19 protein-coding genes are annotated in these 18406 nt (G+C 68.4%); 8 read left to right on the plus strand and 11 right to left on the minus strand.

What is annotated here, in order from left to right; translation table 11 throughout:
• The first annotated feature begins 3 nt into the window (after positions 1-3).
• Positions 4-687 (plus strand): GntR family transcriptional regulator, encoded by a 684-nt coding sequence (locus tag C1I89_RS04070; RefSeq protein ID WP_102771479.1) that lies wholly within the window; start codon positions 4-6, stop codon positions 685-687.
• On the opposite strand, the gene C1I89_RS04075 is transcribed toward C1I89_RS04070, so the two are convergent.
• Positions 684-1268, minus strand: coding sequence for a cysteine hydrolase family protein (locus C1I89_RS04075; RefSeq protein WP_102771480.1), 585 nt, complete (start codon positions 1266-1268; stop codon positions 684-686). The genes C1I89_RS04070 and C1I89_RS04075 overlap by 4 nt on opposite strands.
• 223 nt (positions 1269-1491) lie before the next feature.
• On the opposite strand from C1I89_RS04075, the gene C1I89_RS04080 reads away from it, so the two are divergent.
• The 5 genes from C1I89_RS04080 to fes all read left to right on the plus strand — a co-directional run bounded on the left by C1I89_RS04080 (position 1492) and on the right by fes (position 7483).
• A complete protein-coding gene (locus C1I89_RS04080) occupies positions 1492-3600 on the plus strand; it encodes a TonB-dependent receptor (protein ID WP_102771481.1) in 2109 nt (702 codons plus the stop codon).
• 23 nt (positions 3601-3623) lie between these two features.
• Entirely contained in the window at positions 3624-3929 is a 306-nt protein-coding gene (locus C1I89_RS04085) for a hypothetical protein (RefSeq protein WP_247747603.1), read from the plus strand.
• Positions 3916-4206, plus strand: a complete 291-nt coding sequence (locus tag C1I89_RS04090) for a hypothetical protein (RefSeq protein ID WP_102771482.1) — start codon at positions 3916-3918, stop codon at positions 4204-4206. The genes C1I89_RS04085 and C1I89_RS04090 overlap by 14 nt, the downstream gene beginning before the upstream one ends.
• A 12-nt stretch (positions 4207-4218) precedes the next feature.
• A complete protein-coding gene (locus tag C1I89_RS04095) occupies positions 4219-5835 on the plus strand; it encodes a PepSY-associated TM helix domain-containing protein (RefSeq protein WP_102771483.1) in 1617 nt (538 codons plus the stop codon).
• A 64-nt stretch (positions 5836-5899) separates the two neighbouring features.
• On the plus strand, positions 5900-7483 hold the full coding sequence (fes, locus tag C1I89_RS04100) for an enterochelin esterase (protein WP_102771858.1): 1584 nt from the start codon (positions 5900-5902) through the stop codon (positions 7481-7483).
• 13 nt (positions 7484-7496) lie between these two features.
• On the opposite strand, the gene C1I89_RS04105 is transcribed toward fes, so the two are convergent.
• From C1I89_RS04105 to C1I89_RS04140, 8 genes are all read right to left on the minus strand, one after another.
• The gene (locus C1I89_RS04105) at positions 7497-8246 is read right to left on the minus strand and encodes an amino acid ABC transporter ATP-binding protein (RefSeq protein WP_209164880.1); all 750 of its coding nucleotides are present in this window, start codon (positions 8244-8246) and stop codon (positions 7497-7499) included.
• A 27-nt stretch (positions 8247-8273) separates the two neighbouring features.
• Complete coding sequence (locus C1I89_RS04110) at positions 8274-8966, minus strand: amino acid ABC transporter permease (protein WP_102771485.1); 693 nt, start codon at positions 8964-8966, stop codon at positions 8274-8276.
• Positions 8963-9739 (minus strand): amino acid ABC transporter permease, encoded by a 777-nt coding sequence (locus C1I89_RS04115; RefSeq protein WP_102771486.1) that lies wholly within the window; start codon positions 9737-9739, stop codon positions 8963-8965. Before C1I89_RS04115 ends, C1I89_RS04110 begins: the two co-directional genes overlap by 4 nt.
• 16 nt (positions 9740-9755) lie before the next feature.
• Positions 9756-10658 (minus strand): transporter substrate-binding domain-containing protein, encoded by a 903-nt coding sequence (locus C1I89_RS04120; protein WP_102771487.1) that lies wholly within the window; start codon positions 10656-10658, stop codon positions 9756-9758.
• A 67-nt stretch (positions 10659-10725) separates the two neighbouring features.
• On the minus strand, positions 10726-11880 hold the full coding sequence (locus C1I89_RS04125; protein ID WP_102771488.1) for an aminotransferase class V-fold PLP-dependent enzyme: 1155 nt from the start codon (positions 11878-11880) through the stop codon (positions 10726-10728).
• Between the two features lie 30 nt (positions 11881-11910).
• Entirely contained in the window at positions 11911-12312 is a 402-nt protein-coding gene (locus tag C1I89_RS04130) for a Zn-ribbon domain-containing OB-fold protein (protein WP_102771489.1), read from the minus strand.
• 9 nt (positions 12313-12321) lie between these two features.
• Positions 12322-13482 (minus strand): thiolase family protein, encoded by a 1161-nt coding sequence (locus tag C1I89_RS04135; RefSeq protein ID WP_102771490.1) that lies wholly within the window; start codon positions 13480-13482, stop codon positions 12322-12324.
• Entirely contained in the window at positions 13482-14729 is a 1248-nt protein-coding gene (locus C1I89_RS04140) for a CaiB/BaiF CoA transferase family protein (RefSeq protein ID WP_102771491.1), read from the minus strand. Before C1I89_RS04140 ends, C1I89_RS04135 begins: the two co-directional genes overlap by 1 nt.
• 89 nt (positions 14730-14818) lie before the next feature.
• On the opposite strand from C1I89_RS04140, the gene C1I89_RS04145 reads away from it, so the two are divergent.
• The gene (locus C1I89_RS04145) at positions 14819-15598 is read left to right on the plus strand and encodes an IclR family transcriptional regulator (protein ID WP_102771492.1); all 780 of its coding nucleotides are present in this window, start codon (positions 14819-14821) and stop codon (positions 15596-15598) included.
• 21 nt (positions 15599-15619) lie between these two features.
• On the opposite strand, the gene C1I89_RS04150 is transcribed toward C1I89_RS04145, so the two are convergent.
• Positions 15620-16171, minus strand: a complete 552-nt coding sequence (locus C1I89_RS04150) for a type 1 glutamine amidotransferase domain-containing protein (RefSeq protein ID WP_102771493.1) — start codon at positions 16169-16171, stop codon at positions 15620-15622.
• 257 nt (positions 16172-16428) lie between these two features.
• Between C1I89_RS04150 and C1I89_RS04155 the strand changes: the two genes are divergently transcribed.
• Positions 16429-16800, plus strand: coding sequence for a cupin (locus C1I89_RS04155; RefSeq protein ID WP_102771494.1), 372 nt, complete (start codon positions 16429-16431; stop codon positions 16798-16800).
• Positions 16801-16812: 12 nt separating this feature from the next.
• Here C1I89_RS04155 and C1I89_RS04160 read toward each other — a convergent pair whose 3' ends face one another.
• Positions 16813-18387, minus strand: a complete 1575-nt coding sequence (locus C1I89_RS04160) for a PGAP1-like alpha/beta domain-containing protein (protein ID WP_102771495.1) — start codon at positions 18385-18387, stop codon at positions 16813-16815.
• Between the last annotated feature and the right edge of the window lie 19 nt (positions 18388-18406).

The raw sequence follows: 18406 nt of genomic DNA on the forward strand, positions 1-18406 counted from the left end.
CCCATGAACGCGATCGCGCCCGACAGCCTGCAAGCGCAGGCCCCCGACGCCGTCCAGGCCGCCATGGAGGCGCTGGAAGAAGACATCGTCTTCGGCCGCCTGCACCCGCGCGAACGGCTCACCGAAGACGAACTCATGGCGCGCTTTTCCATGAAGCGCCATGCCGTGCGCCAGGTGCTGGCCGGGCTGGAACTGCTGGGCGCGGTCGAAAAAAAGCGCAACGTCGGCGCCGTGGTGCGCGCCTTCCCGGCGCGCGAAGTCCGCGAACTCTACGCGCTGCGCGAAATGCTGGAGGTCCAGGCCGCCAGCCTGATCCCGCTGCCCGTGCCGCCGGCCAGGCTGGCCGCGCTGGTGGCGGTGCAGCGCGAACATGACGCGGCCGTCGCCGAAGGCGACGCGCGCCGCGTGTTCCGCAGCAACCAGTCCTTTCACCGCGAATTCTTCAGCCTGCCGGACAACACGGTGCTGGCCCAGGCCATCGAGGAATACGCCCGCCGCACCCATCCCATCCGCTTCGGCACGCTGACCTCGGCCGCCAGCCGCGAACGCTCGCGCCAGGAACACTGGGCGCTGATCCACGCATTGCGCGACGGCGACCGCGACACGCTGATGACCGTGTGCCGCAACCATCTTCAGCCCTCGCGCGACGCCTACCTGGCCTCGCTGCAGGCGCGCCTGGGCGGCTAGGCGAGCAGCGCCAGGGCCTGCTGCAGGGACAACACCGTGCTGCGGGACTCGAACGCCGTCGCGAACAGGCGTTCGTGCACCACCGGGTCCGGGTCGTAGCAGCAATCCTTGACCGTGAACAACCGGAAGTCCGCATCGCTGGCATAGGCAATGGACGACAGCATCACCCCGGTGGACGCGATGCCGGCCATCATCAAGGTATCCACGCCCGCCGCCGACAACCGCTCCTGCAGCCCGGTGCCGAAGAATGCGCTGGCCCGGTGCGCCACGATCAAGGGCTCGTCCTCGCGCCGCCCCAGTTGCGGCGCGATCTCGTCGTCGACGAACAGCCCCATCCGCCTGATCCCCTGCCCGTTCTTGTTCAGCGCGCTGACCTCCGGGTAGCCCGCGCTGAATCCGATGCGCACGAAATACACCGCGACGCCCCGGCGCCGCGCGGCATCGCACAGCGCGCGGGTGTTGGCCAGCAGCGCCGGCGCGGCCGAAGGAAACAACGCCATGATGTCCGTCTGGTAATGCATGACCAGCAGCGCGGTGCGCGCGGGCGCGATGGCGGAATCGGAATCGAGGTCTGAGGACATGGCGCTCGCCTGGCAGTGGGGAAATCGACTCTAGCACGGCTTGTCATGGATCAAGCCGGCGTTGCGGCAAGCGTCCCAGATTGGCAAACAGGGCTATTCTTAAAAGTCATTTATTCGATATCATTCTCATTTGCATTTTGAAATGGAGCGGAAATTGTCCAACCAGCGGCTACACCAACTCGACTCGCGAACGCTGCGGCTCGCGCCCGGTCTCGCGCTAAGCATGCTTCTGCCGCTGCCCAACGCCTGGGCGCAGACCGCGCCGCCGCCGGCCACACTGCAGCCGGTCACGGTCACCGCGGGCTCGCTGGGCGACGAGGACCTGCCCCCGCCCTATGCCGGCGGCCAGGTGGCCGAAGGCGCGCGCCTGGGTCTCATGGGCAACCAGAGCGTCATGGACACGCCCTTCAACGTCACGAGCTACACCGCCGAACTCATCCAGAACCAGCAGGCGCGCACGCTGGCCGACGTCATGGCCAACGACCCGTCGATCCGCTTCACCACGTCCAGCGGGCACGCGTACGAAAACTTCCGCATCCGCGGCTTCGACGTCAACCAGAACGACGTGGCCATCAACGGCATGTACGGCCTGGCGCCCATGGGACGCACCCCGCTCGAATTCGTCGAGCGGGTCGAGGTGCTCAAGGGGCCGAACGCCCTGTTCAGCGGCATGGCGCCCAGCGGCGCGGTCGGCGGCAGCGTCAACCTGGTGCCCAAGCGCGCCGGCGACACGCCCGCCGCCACCTACGGCGTGAACTGGCAGGCCGACGGCCAGCTGGGCGCCACCATCGACGCCGGCCGGCGCTTCGGCGCGGGCAACGCCTGGGGGGCGCGCGTCAACGGCTCGTTCAGCGACGGCGCCACCACGCTGGACGGCCAATCCCGCAAACGCGAATTCTTCTCCGCCGGCCTGGACTATCGCGGCAGCGCGCTCACCGCATCCATAGACGCCTACCATAGCCAGGAATCGTTCAGCGGCGGCACGCCGGCCATGTTCTGGTTCGGCGGCTCGGTCGTTCCCGAAGCCCCCGATCCCCGCACCAACCTGTTCAGCACCGGCTACGGCAACATACAGAGCAACGCCGTCATCGGGCGGGCCGAGTACCGTTTCAACGACCATGTGTCGGCCTTCGCCGGCGTGGGCTGGCGCGCCAGCCACCAATCGGGGCTGATCAACGGCACCCACGCGCGGCAGATCGACGCCGAGGGCAATTTCACGGGCGTCATCGTCGGCCAGCGCGCCTACACCGACGCCAGATCGGCCGAGGCCGGCCTGCGCACGCGCTTCGAAACGGGCGGCGTCGGCCATGAACTGGTGCTGCAGGCCTCCCGGCTCGACCTGGAAGACGGTTCATCCATAGGCGCGCGCTCCACCTTCAAGTCCAACATCTACGATCCGGTCACGCCGGTCATGCCGGCCATGCCGGGCAGCGCGCCCAAGACGGCGGAAAATACCCTGTCCAGCCTGGCGCTGGTGGACACCATGTCCTTTCTCGACGACAAGCTGCGCGTGACCGCCGGCTTGCGCAACCAGCGCGTCAAGACCACGAACTTCGACAGCGCCGGCAAGACGACGACCCGCTACGACAAGGACGCGGTGACGCCCGCGGCCGCCATCGTCGTCAAACCGTGGGGGCCGGACGTCTCGCTCTACGCCAACTACGTGCAGGGCCTGAGCAAGGGCGACAGCGTCACCGACACCACCGCCAGCAACTACGGGCAGGTGTTCGCGCCCTACAAGACCGAGCAGAAGGAACTGGGCGTCAAGTGGAACGCGGGCGCGTTCGTCAATACGCTGGCCGTCTTCCAGATCGACAAGCCCATGCTGGTCGCCCAAGGGTCGGCCTCCAGCCCCACGTATGCCGACGGCGGCGAAAAGCGCGTGCGCGGCGTGGAATGGAACACCTTCGGCGAACTCGCGCCCGGGCTGCGCGTGCTGGGCGGCGTCACCTATTCCCAGGGCAAGCAGGTCAAGACCGCTTTCGGCCGCTACGACGGCAATACCGCGGTCGGCGCGCCGCGGTGGCAGGCCAATACCGGGCTGGAATGGGACGCCCCGTGGGTGCCCGGCCTGACCCTGAGCGGCCGCGTGCAGGCCACCTCCAGCCAGTACGCCGACGCCGCCAACAAGCTGCGGCTGCCGGGCTGGGGCCAGCTGGACCTGGGCGCGCGCTACGCCATGCAGGTCAACGGCCGCGACGTGGTGCTGCGCCTGAACGTCAACAACGTGTTCGACAAGCACTATTACGCCGGAAGCTTCAGCGACACCACCCCGATCGCCACGCTGGGCCCGGCGCGCACCGTCACGGCCTCCGCCAGCATTACCTTCTGAGCGCCAGCGGAAACCTTGCCAAGATGATTATCCAAACGCTGATCGCCCTCAGCCTGGCCGCCATATTCCTGGGCTGCTTCTGCATCTATCGCGCCTCGCCCAACCAGCGCTGGCGGCCCCTGCCCTGGCCCACGCTGCCGGCGCGCACCGCGGGCCTCGTCCTGCTGGCGCTTGGCGGCTGGGGCTGCCTGTACACCCATACGCGCGTCGCGGCCGTGTTCGTGTTCTGCACGGCCCTGATGCTGTTCTTCAGCCTCATCCCGTACCTCGGCGCTCTCGCGGGATCGCACGGGAGCGATACCCATGAAACCCGGCATGAAACCCGGTAAGCCCGCCGCCATCCGGCGCGACTGGATATCCAAGAGCCTGGCGGGCGCGCTGCTGGGGTTCGCGCTTGCCATCGGCGCCAGCGCCGCGCTGGCCGCGCTGACCGCCGGCATCCCGCTGGTGACGCGCTCGCAGCTCGTCATGTGGCTGGTGCCGCCCGTCTGGCTCGGCGTGCTCGGCACCGTCTATTTCTTCACCAGCGGCGCGCGCGCCTGGGCCTGGCTGGGCGGGGCATGCCTGGCGCTGTATGCCGCGCTGTTCCTGACCGGCGCGCTTTGACGGAGACACGCCATGAAAGCCGACCTGATACGCATCTACAAGTCCGTCCATACCTGGACCGGCATTCTGACGGGCATGGCGTTGTTCATCGCGTTCTACGCGGGCGCGCTGACGGTCTTCAAAGAGCCCATCGTCCGCTGGGCCACGCCGAATCCGACCGTCTCGTACCTGCCGCTGGACGAGACCCCCGGCCTGATCGCCAGCGTCCTGGCTGCGCGGCCCGAGGTGGCCGACGGCTTCGCCATTCATCTGCGCAACGCCGAGCACGTGCCGGCCCGCATGGGCTGGGATGAGGCCGACGGGAATGACGGCGATGAAGCATCGAAGCGCCATTACATCGCCTACCTGGATGCGGGCGGGCTGCAAGTGGAGCAATCCAGGCCCAGCGGGCTGGCGTCCTTCGTGGACGTGCTGCACCGCGTGGTGGGCCTGCCCGTCGATAGCGATCCCGCCCGCTGGTTCATGGGCGTGGTCGCGTCGCTGTACGCGCTTGCGCTGGTCTCCGGCGTCATCGTGCTGCTGCCGTCGCTGGTGAAGGACTTCTTTGCCCTGCGCACCGGCCGCAACCTCAAACGCATGTGGCTGGACGCGCACAACGTGGTGGGCATCGTTTCCCTGCCCTTCCATATCGTCATGGCGCTCAGCTCGGTCGTGTTCGCGTTTCACGACGGCATCTACGACCTGCAGGACAAGCTGATGTACGAGGGCAAGCTGGCGGCGCTGTTCCAGCGCGCGGGTCCGCCCGAAACCGCCGGCCCGCGCGATCCGGCGGCCCTGCTCACGCCCCGGGAGCTGGTGGCCCGGGCGCGCGAGTTCGCGCCCGGCTTCGAACCCGAAACGCTGCAATACCAGCGCATCGCCGGTCCGCGCGCCCTGGTGCGCGTATGGGGCAAGAACGAGCGCGCCGTTTCGCCCAGGGCAATGGGCGGCTTCCTGGCGCTCGATCCTTATTCCGGCAAGGTCCTCAGCACCGACTACCTGCCGGGCGGGCAGGACACGCCCAATCTCTGGATCAGCAGCTTCTTCGCCCTGCATATGGCGTCCTTCGGCGGAGCGGCCGTGAAATGTCTGTACTTCCTGCTCGGGCTGGCGGGCGCCTGGCTGTTCTACAGCGGCAACCTGCTGTGGATCGAAACCCGCCGCAAGCGCGCCGACCGGCGGACTGGCGCAATACCCGCGCAACGGCTGGACACGCGCCTGATGGCCTCGGCCACCGTCGGCGTCTGCCTGGGAAGCGTATGCGGGATTTCGCTGATGATGCTTGCGTCCAAATGGCTTCATGGGCGCGTGGGCGACCTGGACGCCTGGCTGCAAGCGCTGTACTACCTGGCTTTCTTCGCGTGCATCGCCTGGGCCTTCCTGCGCGGCGGCGCGGCGGCGGGCGTGCATCTGCTTAGGCTGGCCGCGGCGCTGGCCCTGGCGATCCCGGCGACCTCGCTGCTGGGCGCCCTGTTTCCCGCGTCCGGCCTTTGGGCGCACGCGTCGGCGGCGACCCTGGCCGTGGACGCCACGGCGCTGGCGATGGCCCTGGGGTTCGCCTGGCTGGCGCAGGCCAGCGCGCGCCGCATCGCGCGCGGCGAGCCCGACAGCGTATGGGCGCCCAGGCTGCCGCTTGCCAGCACCGAATAGCCGCCGCGGCGCTCAGATTTTCTCTCGATGACTTATCGGCGCCATGCCGATGAAATGGATGGACATGCATAAACAAAAAGGTTTGGAATGGCGCGCACGCGCATCGGCGGCGGCGCTCGCGGGCGCATTGGCGGCCGCGGCGCCGCAAGTCGCCGCCGCGCAATCCGCTCAGGGCACAGTCACGCCGCAGGCCTATTCCGACGAACGGATCTCCATGCAGAAAGGCGAGTTCCTGGCCGGAACCTGGGCCGCCGACAGCGGCGTGACGCTGGACCTGCTGGACGCCGCCGGCCGCCACGTGCGCCGGCTGAGCGACCATGAAAAACCCGCCGGCACGCTGATGCTGGTGGCGCCGGCCGACGGCGCCTTTACGGTGCGGGCCCAGGGGCGCGGCGCGTACCGGTGGACGGTCACCGAACGCCTGCCGCTGTCGGCGCAGCATGCGCCCGCCGCGAAGATAGACAGCCCGCGCCTGGCCGCCCTGGCGCAGACGCTGGCTTCGGGCGGCGCCACGGCGTCCTTCTGGGACGAGGTAGCGCAGACCGGCGCCCCGCTGGTCGAGCCGGTGGACGCCTCGCGCGACCGCGTCACGTTCCTGTGGCGCGGCGCCGAACGCAATGTCCGCCTGTTCGGCGGCCCCTCTTCGGACCATGCGCAGCTGACCCGGCTAGGCGACTCCGACGTCTGGTACGTCAGCTTCGTCGTGCCCCGCTCCACGCGGCTGTCCTACCGCCTGGCGCCCGACGTACCGGAACTGCCGGGCTCCGGCATGGCGCGCCGCCGCGCCATCCTGGCGACCGCGCAAGCCGACCCGTACAATCCCCGCGCCTATCCCCGGCGCGGCATCGACCCGTTCCAGACCTACTCGGTTCTGGAACTGGCCGACGCCCCGGCGCAGCCCTGGGTCGAGGCGCGCGCGGACGTGCCGGCCGGCACGGTGGAAACCCGGGAATTGCACAGCGCCATCCTGGGCAACACGCGCAAGATCCACCTGTACCGTCCGGCGGGCTGGCGGCCTGAGGCCGCGCAAAACCACGTGCTGGTGCTGTTCGACGCCGGCGCCTACCTGGGCCGGGTGCCCACGCCGACCATACTGGACAACATGATCGCCGCCGGCGTCATCCCCCCGACCGCGGCCCTGCTCATCGACAATCCCACGGCCGATTCGCGCAGCCAGGAACTGCCGCCCAACCCGGCGTTCGCCGACTTCCTGGCGCGCGAGCTCATGCCGTGGGCGCGCAAGCAAGGCCTGGGCGCGCCGGCGGCGCGCACCATCGTCGGCGGATCGAGCTATGGCGGCCTGGCCTCGGCCTACGCCGCGCTGCGCCATCCCGACGTGTTCGGCAACGTGCTCAGCCAATCGGGCTCGTACTGGTGGTCGCCGGCCGGCGAAGAGGACCAGTGGCTGACGCGGCAGTTCGCCGCTGTGCGCAAGCTGCCGGTGCGCTTCTTCCTGGGAGCGGGCCTGTTCGAATCCGGGCGCGGCAGCCAGCCGGGCATACTCGAAACCAACCGCCATCTGCGCGACGTGCTGCGCGCCAAGGGCTATTGGGTCGAACACCGCGAGGTGGCCGGCGGCCACGACTACCTGGTCTGGCGCGGCACCTTGTCCGACGGGCTGCTGGCGCTGATCGGGACCGGCAAATAGGCGCCGCGCTGCCTCAATGCACCACCTGCTCCAGGAAACGCCGCGTGCGGTCGTGGACCGGGGCGTCGAAGATCTGGCCCGGGCAGCCCTGCTCGATCACCTGGCCCTGGTCCATGAACACCACGCGGTCGGCGACCTGGCGGGCGAAGCCCATTTCGTGTGTCACGCAGATCATGGTCATGCCGTCGGCCGCCAGCGCCAGCATGGTGTCCAGCACCTCCTTGACCATCTCCGGGTCCAGCGCGGAAGTGGGCTCGTCGAACAGCATGACCTTGGGGCGCATGCACAGGGCGCGCGCGATGGCCACGCGCTGCTGCTGCCCGCCGGACAACTGGCCGGGGTACTTGCCGGCCTGGTCCGCGATGTGCACGCGGTCCAGGTAATGCGAGGCCAGCTCGCGCGCCTCGGCCCGCGACACGCCCTGGCAATGCACCGGCGCCAGCATGCAGTTCTCCAGCACGGTCAGGTGGGGAAACAGGTTGAAGCTCTGGAACACCATGCCCACCTCCTGGCGCGCGCGGGTCAGCGCCGCGCCGCCGTGGGCCAGGGCGTGCCCCAGCACCAGCACCTCGCCGTCCGTATAGCTCTCCAGCCCGTTGACGCAGCGGATCATGGTGGACTTGCCTGAACCCGACGGCCCGCAGACGATGACGCGCTCGCCCTGCGCCACCTCCAGGTCTATGTCCTTCAGCACGTGGAACGCGCCGTAGTGCTTGTTCAGCCTGCGCAGCTGGACGGCAGGCGTGGCGTCGATCGCAGTCATGGTCATTCTCCAGTCGGGGCGCGGCGCTCAGGCGTGGACGGCCACGGCATTGCGTTTGCGCAGGTAGGCGACGGCCTGCGAGGCCAGTACGGAAATCACGAGATAGGTCGCGGCGACGGTCAGGTACATTTCGACCAGGCTGGCGTCGCGCTGCGCGATCTTCGAGGCCGCGCCCAGCATGTCGGTGATCGAAAGCACGTAGACCAGCGAGGTGTCCTGGAACAGGATGATGGTCTGGGTCAGCAGGATGGGGCTGACCGAGCGCAGCACCTGCGGCAGCACCACCAGCCAGTAGGTCTTGGCCGTGGACATGGACAGCGCCCGGCAGGCCTCGTACTGCCCTTTCGGGACGGCGTTCAGGCCCGCCCGGATGATCTCGGCGTAATAGGCCGCCTCGAACAGCGCGAAGGTGATGAAGGCGGTATACACCGGCCCCACCGGCACGGGGCGCGGCGCGCCGGTCATCCACATCAGCACCATGGGCACCAGGAAGAAAAACCAGAACAGCACCATGATGAGCGGGATGGCGCGCATCAGCGTGACGTAGGCCGTGGCCAGGGGCGCGAGCACGGGCACCTGCAAGTGCCGCACCAGGGCCAGCGCCACGCCCAGCACCAGCCCGCCGGCGAAACTGCTGGCGGTCAGCTGCAGCGAAAAGCCCAGCCCTTCGAGCAGATAAGGCGCCGCGCGCTCGATGGCGCCGAAGTCGATGCTGTTCATGGCGTCGACACCTCCTTAAGCGATTTGCGCCAGCGCAGGCGGCTGCGCGGCGCCGGATCGGGCTGCTGGCCTGGAATGCGCAGGCGGCGTTCGATCAGCCGCATGCAGGCGTACACCAGGCAGGCCAGCAGCAGGTACAGCAGCGTCGCCGCGCCGAAGGCCTGGAAGGTCTGGAAGGTGAACTCGTTGATCTGGCGCGCCTGCGCGGTCAGCTCCAGCACGCCTATGGTCAGCGCCACGGAACTGTTCTTGAATATGCCCATGACCTCGCTGGTCAGCGTGGGCATGATGATGCGCAGCGCCTGCGGCAGCAGCACCAGCCGGTAGATCTGCAGGCCGCGCATGCCCAGCGCTTCGGCGGCCTTGCGCTGGCCCGGCGGCAGCGCCTCGATCCCGGCCTTGACCTGTTCGGCCACCCGCGCCGCCGTGTACAGCGCCAGCCCCAGCAGGGCCGGGATGACGCTGCCCCACGGCGGCGGTATGGCCTTGACCGCGTCGCCCCAGGCGCGCGGCAGCAGCTCGGGCATGACGAAGTACCAGACGAACATCTGCACGATCACGGGAATGTTGCGAAAGACCTCCACGTAGATCCGCGCCAGCGCCGCCAGCAGCGGCCGGCGCGTGGTGCGCGCGCAGCCGACCACCACGCCCAGCGCGAACGCGACGGCCCAGCCTGCCAGGGCCAGGAACAGCGTCCAGCCCAGGCCGCTCATCAGCCAATCCAGATAGCGTTCGCCGCCTTCCGGCACTTCCTCGAATAGCACGCTGAACATGGCCGCCCCGCCGCGATCAGAAATCGACCTTGTCGCTGGGCGAGGCGATGCGTTCGCGCAGCCGCTCCGGAACCGGGAAGTTCAGATTGACGTTGCGCGGCGGAATCGGCGACTCGAACCATTTGCGGTAGGCCTGCTCGAACGAGCCGTCCTTCATCATCCCCGTCAGCACGCCGTCGACCAGGGCCTTGAACGGCGCGTCGTCCTTCTTGAACATCAGGCCGTAATAGCCGGGCTGGTAGCCGCCCTCCAGGAAGGTGAAGGCCGCCGGATCGCGGGAATTGGCGCGCTCGCCGGCCAGCAGGATGTCGTCCTCCAGGAAGGCGGCCGCGCGCCCGTTGCTCAGGGTCAGCATGGATTCGCCGTGGTCCTTGGCCTGGATGACGTTCACGCCCAGCTTGTCCTTGTCATTGGCGGCCCGCACGAAGCCCACGGCGTTCGAACCCTGGGTCACCACCACCGTCTTGCCCTTGAGGTCGGCCGGCCGCTTCATGCCCGATTCGGTGCGCACCAGCCAGCGCGGCTGGCTCGCGAACGTGGCCACCGAAAACGACACCTGCTTCTGGCGCGCCAGGTTGTTGGCCGTGCCGCCGCATTCGATGTCCACGGTCCCGTTGACCACCAGCGGGATGCGGTTGGAGGAGTTCACCGCCACCTGCTTGACCGCCAGGTCGGGCATGCCGAGCTGCTGCTTGATGCGATCGACGATGGCGGCGCACAGGTCCAGCGAAAAGCCCACCGGCTTTTGCTGCGCGTCCAGGAAGGAGAACGGCACCGAGGACTCGCGGTACCCCAGCGTCACCGCGCCGGTCTCCTTGATCTTCTGCAGGGTGGGCCCCTGCGCCTGGGCCCAGGCCGAGGACGCCGCCAGCGTCAGCGCGCAGGCCGCGGCATAGCGAAAGAATGTGCTTTTTTGCATGACATGCCCCTTGATTCAGGCCCGGCCTCGGGACCGGGCGATTAACGTCGCAGGCGACACCTCTTCCTCAGGCCGATACGGGCGCCTGCAAGCCGGCGGCGATGATCCCGGCGACGCGGTCCACGTCCTCCGGGGTATTGAACAGGCCGAAAGACACGCGCACGCCGTCGCGCTCCGGCGAAACGCGCACGCCCTGCTGCGCCAGGAAACCGATCCATTCGCCGGGCGGCAGGTCCAGCACGTAGATATGGGCGCGGCGCGCGCGCTCGCGCGGCCCGACCAGGCCCACGCCCAGCGCGTCCATGCGTTCGATCAGCCGGTCGCCCAGCGCCAGCACGTGGCGCTCGATGGCGGCGACGCCCACGCTTTCGATCAGGTCCAGCGCGGCGTCCAGCGCGTGGATGTCGGGCAGGTTGTAATTGCCGATCTCGAAGCGGCCGGCGTCCTCGCGCAGCGCCAGGTCGTCGGGATTGGCGATCAGGTCGGCGGGCGGACGCGCCAGCCCCGCCGTGGCCAGGTACACCGGCTGCAGCTCCGTCAGCGCCGCATCGACGTACAACAGGCCCAGCCCCTGCGGCACCAGCAGCCCCTTGTGGCAGCCCGCCGCCAGCATGGAGATGCCCATCGCCTTGACGTCTATGGGCAGCACGCCCACCGACTGCATGGCGTCGACCACCAGATAGATCCCGCGCTGCCGGCACAGCCGGCCGATGTCGGCGACGTCGTGGCGCTGGCCGGCATGGAAAGTCACGTGAGACAGCGAAATGGCCCGGGTGCGCGCATCCACGCGGGGTGCGAACAGCGCCGCGTCGGCCACGCCGCCCGGCAGCCGGACGAAACGCACTTCCACGCCGCGCCGCTTCAGGTTGAGCCAGGCGTAGGCGTTGTTGGGATGGTCGCCCTCGATCAGCACGACGTTGTCGCCCGGCGCGAAGTCGATGGCGTTGGCCGCGATGTTCAGGCCTTCCGAGGTGTTCTTGGTGAAGGCCAGCTCGCGCGCCTGCGCGCCCAGGAAGGCCGCGACGCGGGCGCGCACCCGCTCCACCCTTTCCAGCCACACCGGCTTGGGCCCGCCGGACTCGCTGGCCTCCTGGTAGAAGCGCTCGAGCGCCCGGCGCACGCTGGCGGCCAGGGGCGACTGGTGCGCGGTGTCCAGGTAAAGCATGCGGGCGCTGACGGGAAAATCCCGGCGCACTTCGGTGCTGGCATGAAAGTCGGACATGGCGTGTCTACCGAAAAAAGTGGCGGGGACTCAAGCCAGGCGGAAGGCCGCGATCTTCTGGCCCGGCCCGTGCTCGACGAAGGCTGCCCGTACCGGCCGGCCGATCAGCGACGCGCCATCGGTCGGCGCGCCGGGCAGTTGCCCATACAGGCACGGCCCCTCCTCCAGTTCGACGGCGGCGAAGACATAGGGCGCCTCGGGATTGAAGCCGTCGTGGTGGGTGCGCCGCACGGTCGTATGCGAAATCACCTTGCCGCGTCCGCTCGCGGCCACCCATTGCAGGCCGTCGGCGCGGCAGAACGGGCAGCACACCCGGGGATAGAAGACGTGGCGCTGGCAGGCGCCGCAATACTGGATCATCAGCCGGCCCTCGTTGCACCCCTGCCAGAAGGGCTGGTTCAAGGCGTTGATCCGTGGTTGGGGCTTGAGCATGTGGACTCCTCAGTGCACGCGTTCGAGAATGGCGGCGCTGGAACACAGGCCGCGGCCATACGCCACCATGCCGTAGCCGGAGACCAGGCCCAGCCGGCAGTCCAGCTGCCGGCCTTCGGCGCGGCCCAGCAGCTGGGCGGCGGCCTCGTACACGCCGATCATGCCGCCGCTGGCGCCGGCCTGCCCTGCCGACAGCTGGCCGCCGCCGGTGTTCACCGGCAGCGCGCCGCGCCAGCTCAGGTCGTTATGGCGCACGTATTCGTGGGCCCGGCCCGGCTCGCACAGGCCCAGTCCTTCCATCTGCACGAAGGCCATCACCGGGTAGTCGTCGTAAAGCTGGGCGAACTGCATCTGCGCCGGGTCCCTGCCCGCGCGGCCGTAGAGCCGGTCGGCCAGGCCCGCCCAGCCGCCCGGCACCGAATAGGGATCGTTGGCCGGATAGTTGTGGATCTCCTCGGCCGCCAGGATGCGCAGCGACGGCCCTCTCAGGCCGGCGGCCACGCGTTCCGAGGCCAGCACGATGGCGTCGCCTCCCACGCAGGGCATGACACAGTCGTACAGGCGCAGCGGATCGGCGATGGGCTTGGCGTTGAGGTAGTCGTCCATGCTCAGCGGCGTCTTGAACAAGGCGTTGGGATTGCGCAGCGCGTTCTCGCGCAGGGCCACGCAGAAGCGGCCGAAATCCTCGCGCGTGGCGCCGTGCCGTTCCATGTACAGGCGCGTGTGCAGCGCGAACATGCCGTTGGCCCCGCCGAAGCCCTGCGGCGACATGTACTCCTTGATGGAGCCGTTGAAGTGGTCCAGGGTCTCGTTGTGCGCGGCCACGTCGAAGGCGTCGGCGGCCAGCACCAGCGCCACGTCGCAGGCGCCGTCGCGGATGGCGCGCGCCGCGTGGGCCATGCCGATGATGCCCGAGGCGCCGCCGTACAGTCCCTGGAACAGGAACCGCGCCTCGATCCCCAGGTGCTCGGCCACGGTGGGCGCGTTGTCCGGCGGCAGCAGAAAGCAGGTGACGGCCAGCCCGTCCACGGCGCTCCACGGCAGGCCGGCGTCGGCCAGCGCCGCCGCGCCCGCCTCGTACATCAGGCGCTGCACGCCGCGCTCCGAACGCTTGGCGTAAGGCGCCTGCCCCGCGCCCACGATGCGCACTCCCTCGAACATCCCGGCCATCAGATCACCCCCTGCGCGCTCAGCGCGTCGAATTCCTGCTGCGACAGGCCCAGCATGCCCTGGTAGATTTCGCGGTTGTCGGCGCCCAGGGCGCGGCCGGAATGACGCACCTCGCCCGGGGTTTCCAGAAAGCGCGGCACCACGCCCTGCATGCGCACCTCGCCGAAATCGTCGTCGCGCACCGCCACGATGTTCTGGCGCGCCTGGTAGTGCGGATCGCGCACGATGTCGCTGATGTCCAGCACCGGCCCGGCCACCACCTCGGCCTGCTCGAACAAGGCCATGATCGACGCGCAGTCGCGTTCGCGGAACCAGCCGGCGATGATCTCGTCCAGCGCCGTGTCGTGCTCGCAGCGCCTGGCGTTGTCGGCGAATCGGGGATCGGTGATGAGCTCGGGCATGCCCAGCGCCTGGGCCAGCCGCTCGAACGTGCGCTGCGAACTGGCCGAGATGCCCACCCAGCGCCCGTCGGCCGTCTGATAGGTATTGCGCGGCGAATCCTCGGCCAGGCGGTTGCCCAGGCGCTGCTTGACGATGCCCAGCTGGTCGAAACCGATCACCTGGGACTCGACCAGGCGGAACAGCGGCTCATACAGGCTGACGTCGATCTCCTGCCCGCGGCCGGTGCCGTGGTCGCGGTTGTACACCGCGAACATGGCCGCCATGGCCGCGAAGGTGGAGGCCACCGAATCGGCCATGGGAAAGCCCGGCAGCGTGGGCGGGCGGTCCGGCGCGCCGGTGAAGGACGGAATGCCGGAAAACGCCTCCGCGATCGTGCCGTAGCCGCCGCGCCGGGCGTAAGGGCCGGTCTGGCCGAAGCCCGAGACCCGCACCATCACCAGACGCGGATTGATGCGCGCCAGCTCCTCGTAACCGAGTCCCCAGCGCTCGAACGTGCCGGGGCGGTAGTTCTCGATCAGCACGTCGGCCTCGCGCACCAGCTCCCGAAACAGCTCCTGGCCGCGCGGATTCGACAGGGTCAGCGTGATCAGCCGCTTGTTGCGGGCGATGACCTTCCACCATAGCGACAGCCCGTCCTTCATCGGCGTCCAGTGGCGCATCGAGTCGCCGGAGCCGGGCAGCTCCAGCTTGATGACGTCGGCGCCGAAATCGGCCATCTGCGTGGCCGCCAGCGGCCCGGCGATCATATTGCCCGCATCGATCACGCGCAGTCCCGCCAGGGGGCCCTTGCGGGTGGCCTGCGCCTCAGGGTCGGCGCCGGCTACGGTCTCGGAGAAAGTCGACATGGTGGGTTCCGCTCTCGCTTGGAAAGAAAATCCGCTCCGTGATAAACTTCCGAATATTGGAAGTTTTTCTTTCACTAATTGGATTCATTATGGTCAGCGATTCACCACCTGTCCCTAGGGATCAACCCCTAGACCGGCTGCTGCATGTGCTCGACGTGGTGGCGCATGCCGAACGCCCCATCACCATGACCGACGTAGCCGCGGCCTGCGGCCTGCCGGTGCCCACCGTGCACCGGCTGGTCGCGCAACTGGAAGAGCGGCAGCTGCTCAAGCGCGTGCTCGGCACCAAGAAGCTCATGGTCGGGGCCGCGCTGGTCAACCTGGGGATGGCCGCCGTCTCGGCCGCCATGCGCGCCGACCAGAGCCACCAGATCCTGGTCGCGCTGTCGAACCGCATCGGCGAGCACTGCCAGATCGGGCAGCGCGTGGACGACGATGTGGTGTATGTGGACGCCGCCTACGCCACCCGTTCGCAGGGCCTGCACTTCGAGCACGGCCGCCGCTCGCCGCTGTACTGCACGTCCATAGGCAAACTGTTCCTGTCGGAGATGCCGGCTGACCGGTTCGAATGGTGGCTGGCGCACGCTGTGCTGGAGCCGCGCGCGCCCAACACCATCGTGTCGGCGGACGTGCTGCGCAAGGTGATCCACAAAGTGCGCAAGGAACAATGGGCGGCAAGCAACGAGGAAGTCATGGCCGGCGTGGTCGGCTGCGCCGTGCCGGTGCGCGATGCCCAGGGCAAGCTGATCGCCGGCCTGGGCATTTCCGTGCCCAGCGCGCGCGTGGCCTACGACGCGCTGGCCGAGTTCCGCCTGCCCATGGAAGCCGCGGCCGCCGAAATCGCCGCGGCCATTGCAGCCGCGCAATAGCGACGCGGCATGGGGCGGCGTTCAGCCGCGCCCCTGCTCCAGCGCCTCGATGAACGCCCGGCTGAACGCGGGAATATCGTCGGGCTTGCGGCTCGATATCAGGTTTGCGTCGATCACGACTTCCTGGTCCACCCATTCGGCGCCGGCGTTGCGCAGGTCGTCCTGCAACGAAGGCCAGCTCGTCATCCTGCGGCCCCGCACCAGGCCGGCGGACACCAGCAGCCAGGGGCCGTGGCAGATGACGGCCACGGGCTTGCCGGCCTCCAGCAGCGCCCGGGCCAGCTCCTGCGCCTTGGGCTGCATGCGGATGTCGTCGGCGTTGAACACGCCGCCCGGCAGCAAGAGGCCGTCGAAGACTTCCGGCTCCGACGCGGCCTGCGCGAAAGTCAGGTCCACGGGAAAGCGGTCGCCGGGCTTCTGGTGGTGCACGCCCTGGATGGGGTCGGTGCGGGCCGAGACCAGAACGGTGCGCGCGCCCTGCTCGTGGAGGCGGTCGCGCGGACCGGTCAGTTCTACCTGTTCGAAGCCGTCGACGGCCAGTATTGCGATGGTCAGGTCTTTGAGTGTCGCCATGATTGCTCCTGGTTCGCGGCCCGGCAGAGGCTGCGCGGCGCGCCGGGCCGCGCGCGCCGCGGCAATCAGGCAGCAAGCGGCATGCCGCCGGTCACCGCGACAGGCTCCGGCGCAGCGGCGCGCGGCCCTCCACGGACAAGGTCCTGGACAAATCGGCCATGGCCCTCCTGAAGGAAGAACCTGAACCATACTGAAAGTCAGGCATCGCAGCGGGACATACAATCATCAGGTGCACGCACACCACACCGGAGACGCTCATGGCGCTCAAGCACGCAACGCCCTTGGAAGTCATAGACCTGTTCCATCCGCGGCCGTCCCTGGAGCCGGACCCGCCGGCCAGCGTCAGCCTGCTGCGCACGAAGGAGCTGCAACTGATCCGCCTGGTGCTGCCGGCGGGGCACCGGCTCCCCTGGCACCAGGTGCCGGGCGTATTGACGCTGCAGTGCCTCGTCGGGCGGGTCGATGTCGAAACTCCGCAACGCCAGTGCACGCTGGCCGAGGGACAGCTGGTGATGTTGCAGGGCAACGAACCCCACAGCCTGCACGCGCAGGCGCCCACGGTCGCGCTGCTGACGCTGGCGCACCATCCGCCTGGCGCCTGGCAGCCCAGGGACGACGAGGACGGCTAGGCTCTTTTCCGGCTATACCGGCCGGGCTTCGATCCGCAACGTGCCTTTCAGGCCGGGGCGGGTCTTCTGCGCGATGGCAAGCTCAAAACCGAAGCCGGTGCCGTCGCCAAGCGCGTGGGTTTCGACGCTTAGCGTCGCCTTGCCGGGGTTGTCGTCCTGATAGCCGTACTTGATGCGCCATCCCCCGAGCGCCGCCGCATCGGGGAACGCTTCCACCAGGATCAGCTCGCGCATGATGTAGCCGCCTTCGTAGTGGCGCTTCATGAAAAGCAGGCCGTCGACGCTGTAGTCGGGAACCAGCACCTTGATGTCGAACGCGAAGCTCACCGATTTCGACGCCTTCACGCTCTTGGACGGATCGAGGAATACCGAGAACAGATAAGGGCTCCTGGCGCGGTCCGGCGGACGCATGGTGCCTTTCTTGCCCGGGAACAGCTCATCGTAGGTGCGGAATATCGCGGAACATTCCCGCACCTCGCGGCGGGTCATCTGCCATTGGCAGCCGCGCACGCTCACGGTGACCTCGAACTGATAGGAAGCCTGCACCTCCTTGCCCGCATCGAACTCCTTCTGCACTTCGGCCGGCAGCGTGATGTCGTCGACATCGAGTATGCCGTCGACCCGCAGCGCGCCGAACAGGAATCGCGTCAGATTCTGGTAACCCTCCTCGGAATTCACGATGCCATAGTGGCCCGAGTGGCTGCGGTGCACGAAGGCGCGCGGCGAACTCACGTCCTTGCCGTCCGCGCCGGGACCGTGCGTGGTGGCGTTGTCGATGCGGACCAGGCCATCGCTCGCGTCGCCCGCCCCCCAGGCGGAAAGCCCCGCGGCCACCGTATAGTCGCGCGGATTGGTGCCCACCAGGTTGAAGATGCGCTCGGGCGGGAAATTCTTCACCACCGCGACGTCCTCGCTCGACGACAGGCCCAGGTAGTCGGCCATGCGGTCCCGATTGAAATTGTTGGCGTCGCCGAACGACAGCCAGCCGGGCACGTTGCGCACGATGCGCATATCGATGCCGTTGTGCGGCGTGGCGTAGGTGAACAGCTTGTCCACCGCCGCGCGCGCCTGCGCGCTGCCCAGCTTCGGATTCTGCAACAGGGCGCGGCACACCAGCCCGCCCATGGAATGCGCCACCAGGTGCACGCGGAAGTGCTCTTTGGCGACCCCGCTCCTGGGATTGGCGCAGATCTTGTCCCGCAGGCGCAGTATCAGCTCGCCCAGGCCTTGCGCGAAATGCTCGATCGGAGGCGTCTTGCCCGTGCCGAAATCCTGGCTGGCCTCGTCGTAATAGCGGTAGATGACGACGCTGCGGTACGGAATCTCGCAATCGGGCCGCTCGGAAGCGACCATGTCCTCGCCGTCCTCGAACACGTCGCGGTAGCCGTGCTCGCTCATCAGGCGCACCAGCGGCGACTCGAAGTAGTAGCGCTTGACGTCGCCGGTCCATGCCATTCTGGACTTGGTCGAACCGATATTGAAGCCCATGTACGGGTCGGCGACCGTATCTTCGATCTCGCTTTGCATGGCGGCAAAGCCCCGCACATAGATGATGGGATGGTATGGGGCCAGCGGATTCTCGCTCATCGGGATTCTCCCTTTTCTC

Source organism: Achromobacter pulmonis (assembly GCF_002885955.2).
Classification (GTDB): Bacteria; Pseudomonadota; Gammaproteobacteria; order Burkholderiales; family Burkholderiaceae_B; genus Achromobacter; species Achromobacter pulmonis_A.

Coding starts and splice junctions, on each gene's coding strand:
- C1I89_RS04070 (WP_102771479.1), top strand. CDS start 4: ATGAACGCGATCGCGCCCGACAGCCTGCAAGCGCAGGCCCCCGACGCC.
- C1I89_RS04075 (WP_102771480.1), bottom strand. CDS start 1,268: ATGTCCTCAGACCTCGATTCCGATTCCGCCATCGCGCCCGCGCGCACC.
- C1I89_RS04080 (WP_102771481.1), top strand. CDS start 1,492: ATGCTTCTGCCGCTGCCCAACGCCTGGGCGCAGACCGCGCCGCCGCCG.
- C1I89_RS04085 (WP_247747603.1), top strand. CDS start 3,624: ATGATTATCCAAACGCTGATCGCCCTCAGCCTGGCCGCCATATTCCTG.
- C1I89_RS04090 (WP_102771482.1), top strand. CDS start 3,916: ATGAAACCCGGTAAGCCCGCCGCCATCCGGCGCGACTGGATATCCAAG.
- C1I89_RS04095 (WP_102771483.1), top strand. CDS start 4,219: ATGAAAGCCGACCTGATACGCATCTACAAGTCCGTCCATACCTGGACC.
- fes (WP_102771858.1), top strand. CDS start 5,900: ATGCATAAACAAAAAGGTTTGGAATGGCGCGCACGCGCATCGGCGGCG.
- C1I89_RS04105 (WP_209164880.1), bottom strand. CDS start 8,246: ATGACTGCGATCGACGCCACGCCTGCCGTCCAGCTGCGCAGGCTGAAC.
- C1I89_RS04110 (WP_102771485.1), bottom strand. CDS start 8,966: ATGAACAGCATCGACTTCGGCGCCATCGAGCGCGCGGCGCCTTATCTG.
- C1I89_RS04115 (WP_102771486.1), bottom strand. CDS start 9,739: ATGTTCAGCGTGCTATTCGAGGAAGTGCCGGAAGGCGGCGAACGCTAT.
- C1I89_RS04120 (WP_102771487.1), bottom strand. CDS start 10,658: ATGCAAAAAAGCACATTCTTTCGCTATGCCGCGGCCTGCGCGCTGACG.
- C1I89_RS04125 (WP_102771488.1), bottom strand. CDS start 11,880: ATGTCCGACTTTCATGCCAGCACCGAAGTGCGCCGGGATTTTCCCGTC.
- C1I89_RS04130 (WP_102771489.1), bottom strand. CDS start 12,312: ATGCTCAAGCCCCAACCACGGATCAACGCCTTGAACCAGCCCTTCTGG.
- C1I89_RS04135 (WP_102771490.1), bottom strand. CDS start 13,482: ATGGCCGGGATGTTCGAGGGAGTGCGCATCGTGGGCGCGGGGCAGGCG.
- C1I89_RS04140 (WP_102771491.1), bottom strand. CDS start 14,729: ATGTCGACTTTCTCCGAGACCGTAGCCGGCGCCGACCCTGAGGCGCAG.
- C1I89_RS04145 (WP_102771492.1), top strand. CDS start 14,819: ATGGTCAGCGATTCACCACCTGTCCCTAGGGATCAACCCCTAGACCGG.
- C1I89_RS04150 (WP_102771493.1), bottom strand. CDS start 16,171: ATGGCGACACTCAAAGACCTGACCATCGCAATACTGGCCGTCGACGGC.
- C1I89_RS04155 (WP_102771494.1), top strand. CDS start 16,429: ATGGCGCTCAAGCACGCAACGCCCTTGGAAGTCATAGACCTGTTCCAT.
- C1I89_RS04160 (WP_102771495.1), bottom strand. CDS start 18,387: ATGAGCGAGAATCCGCTGGCCCCATACCATCCCATCATCTATGTGCGG.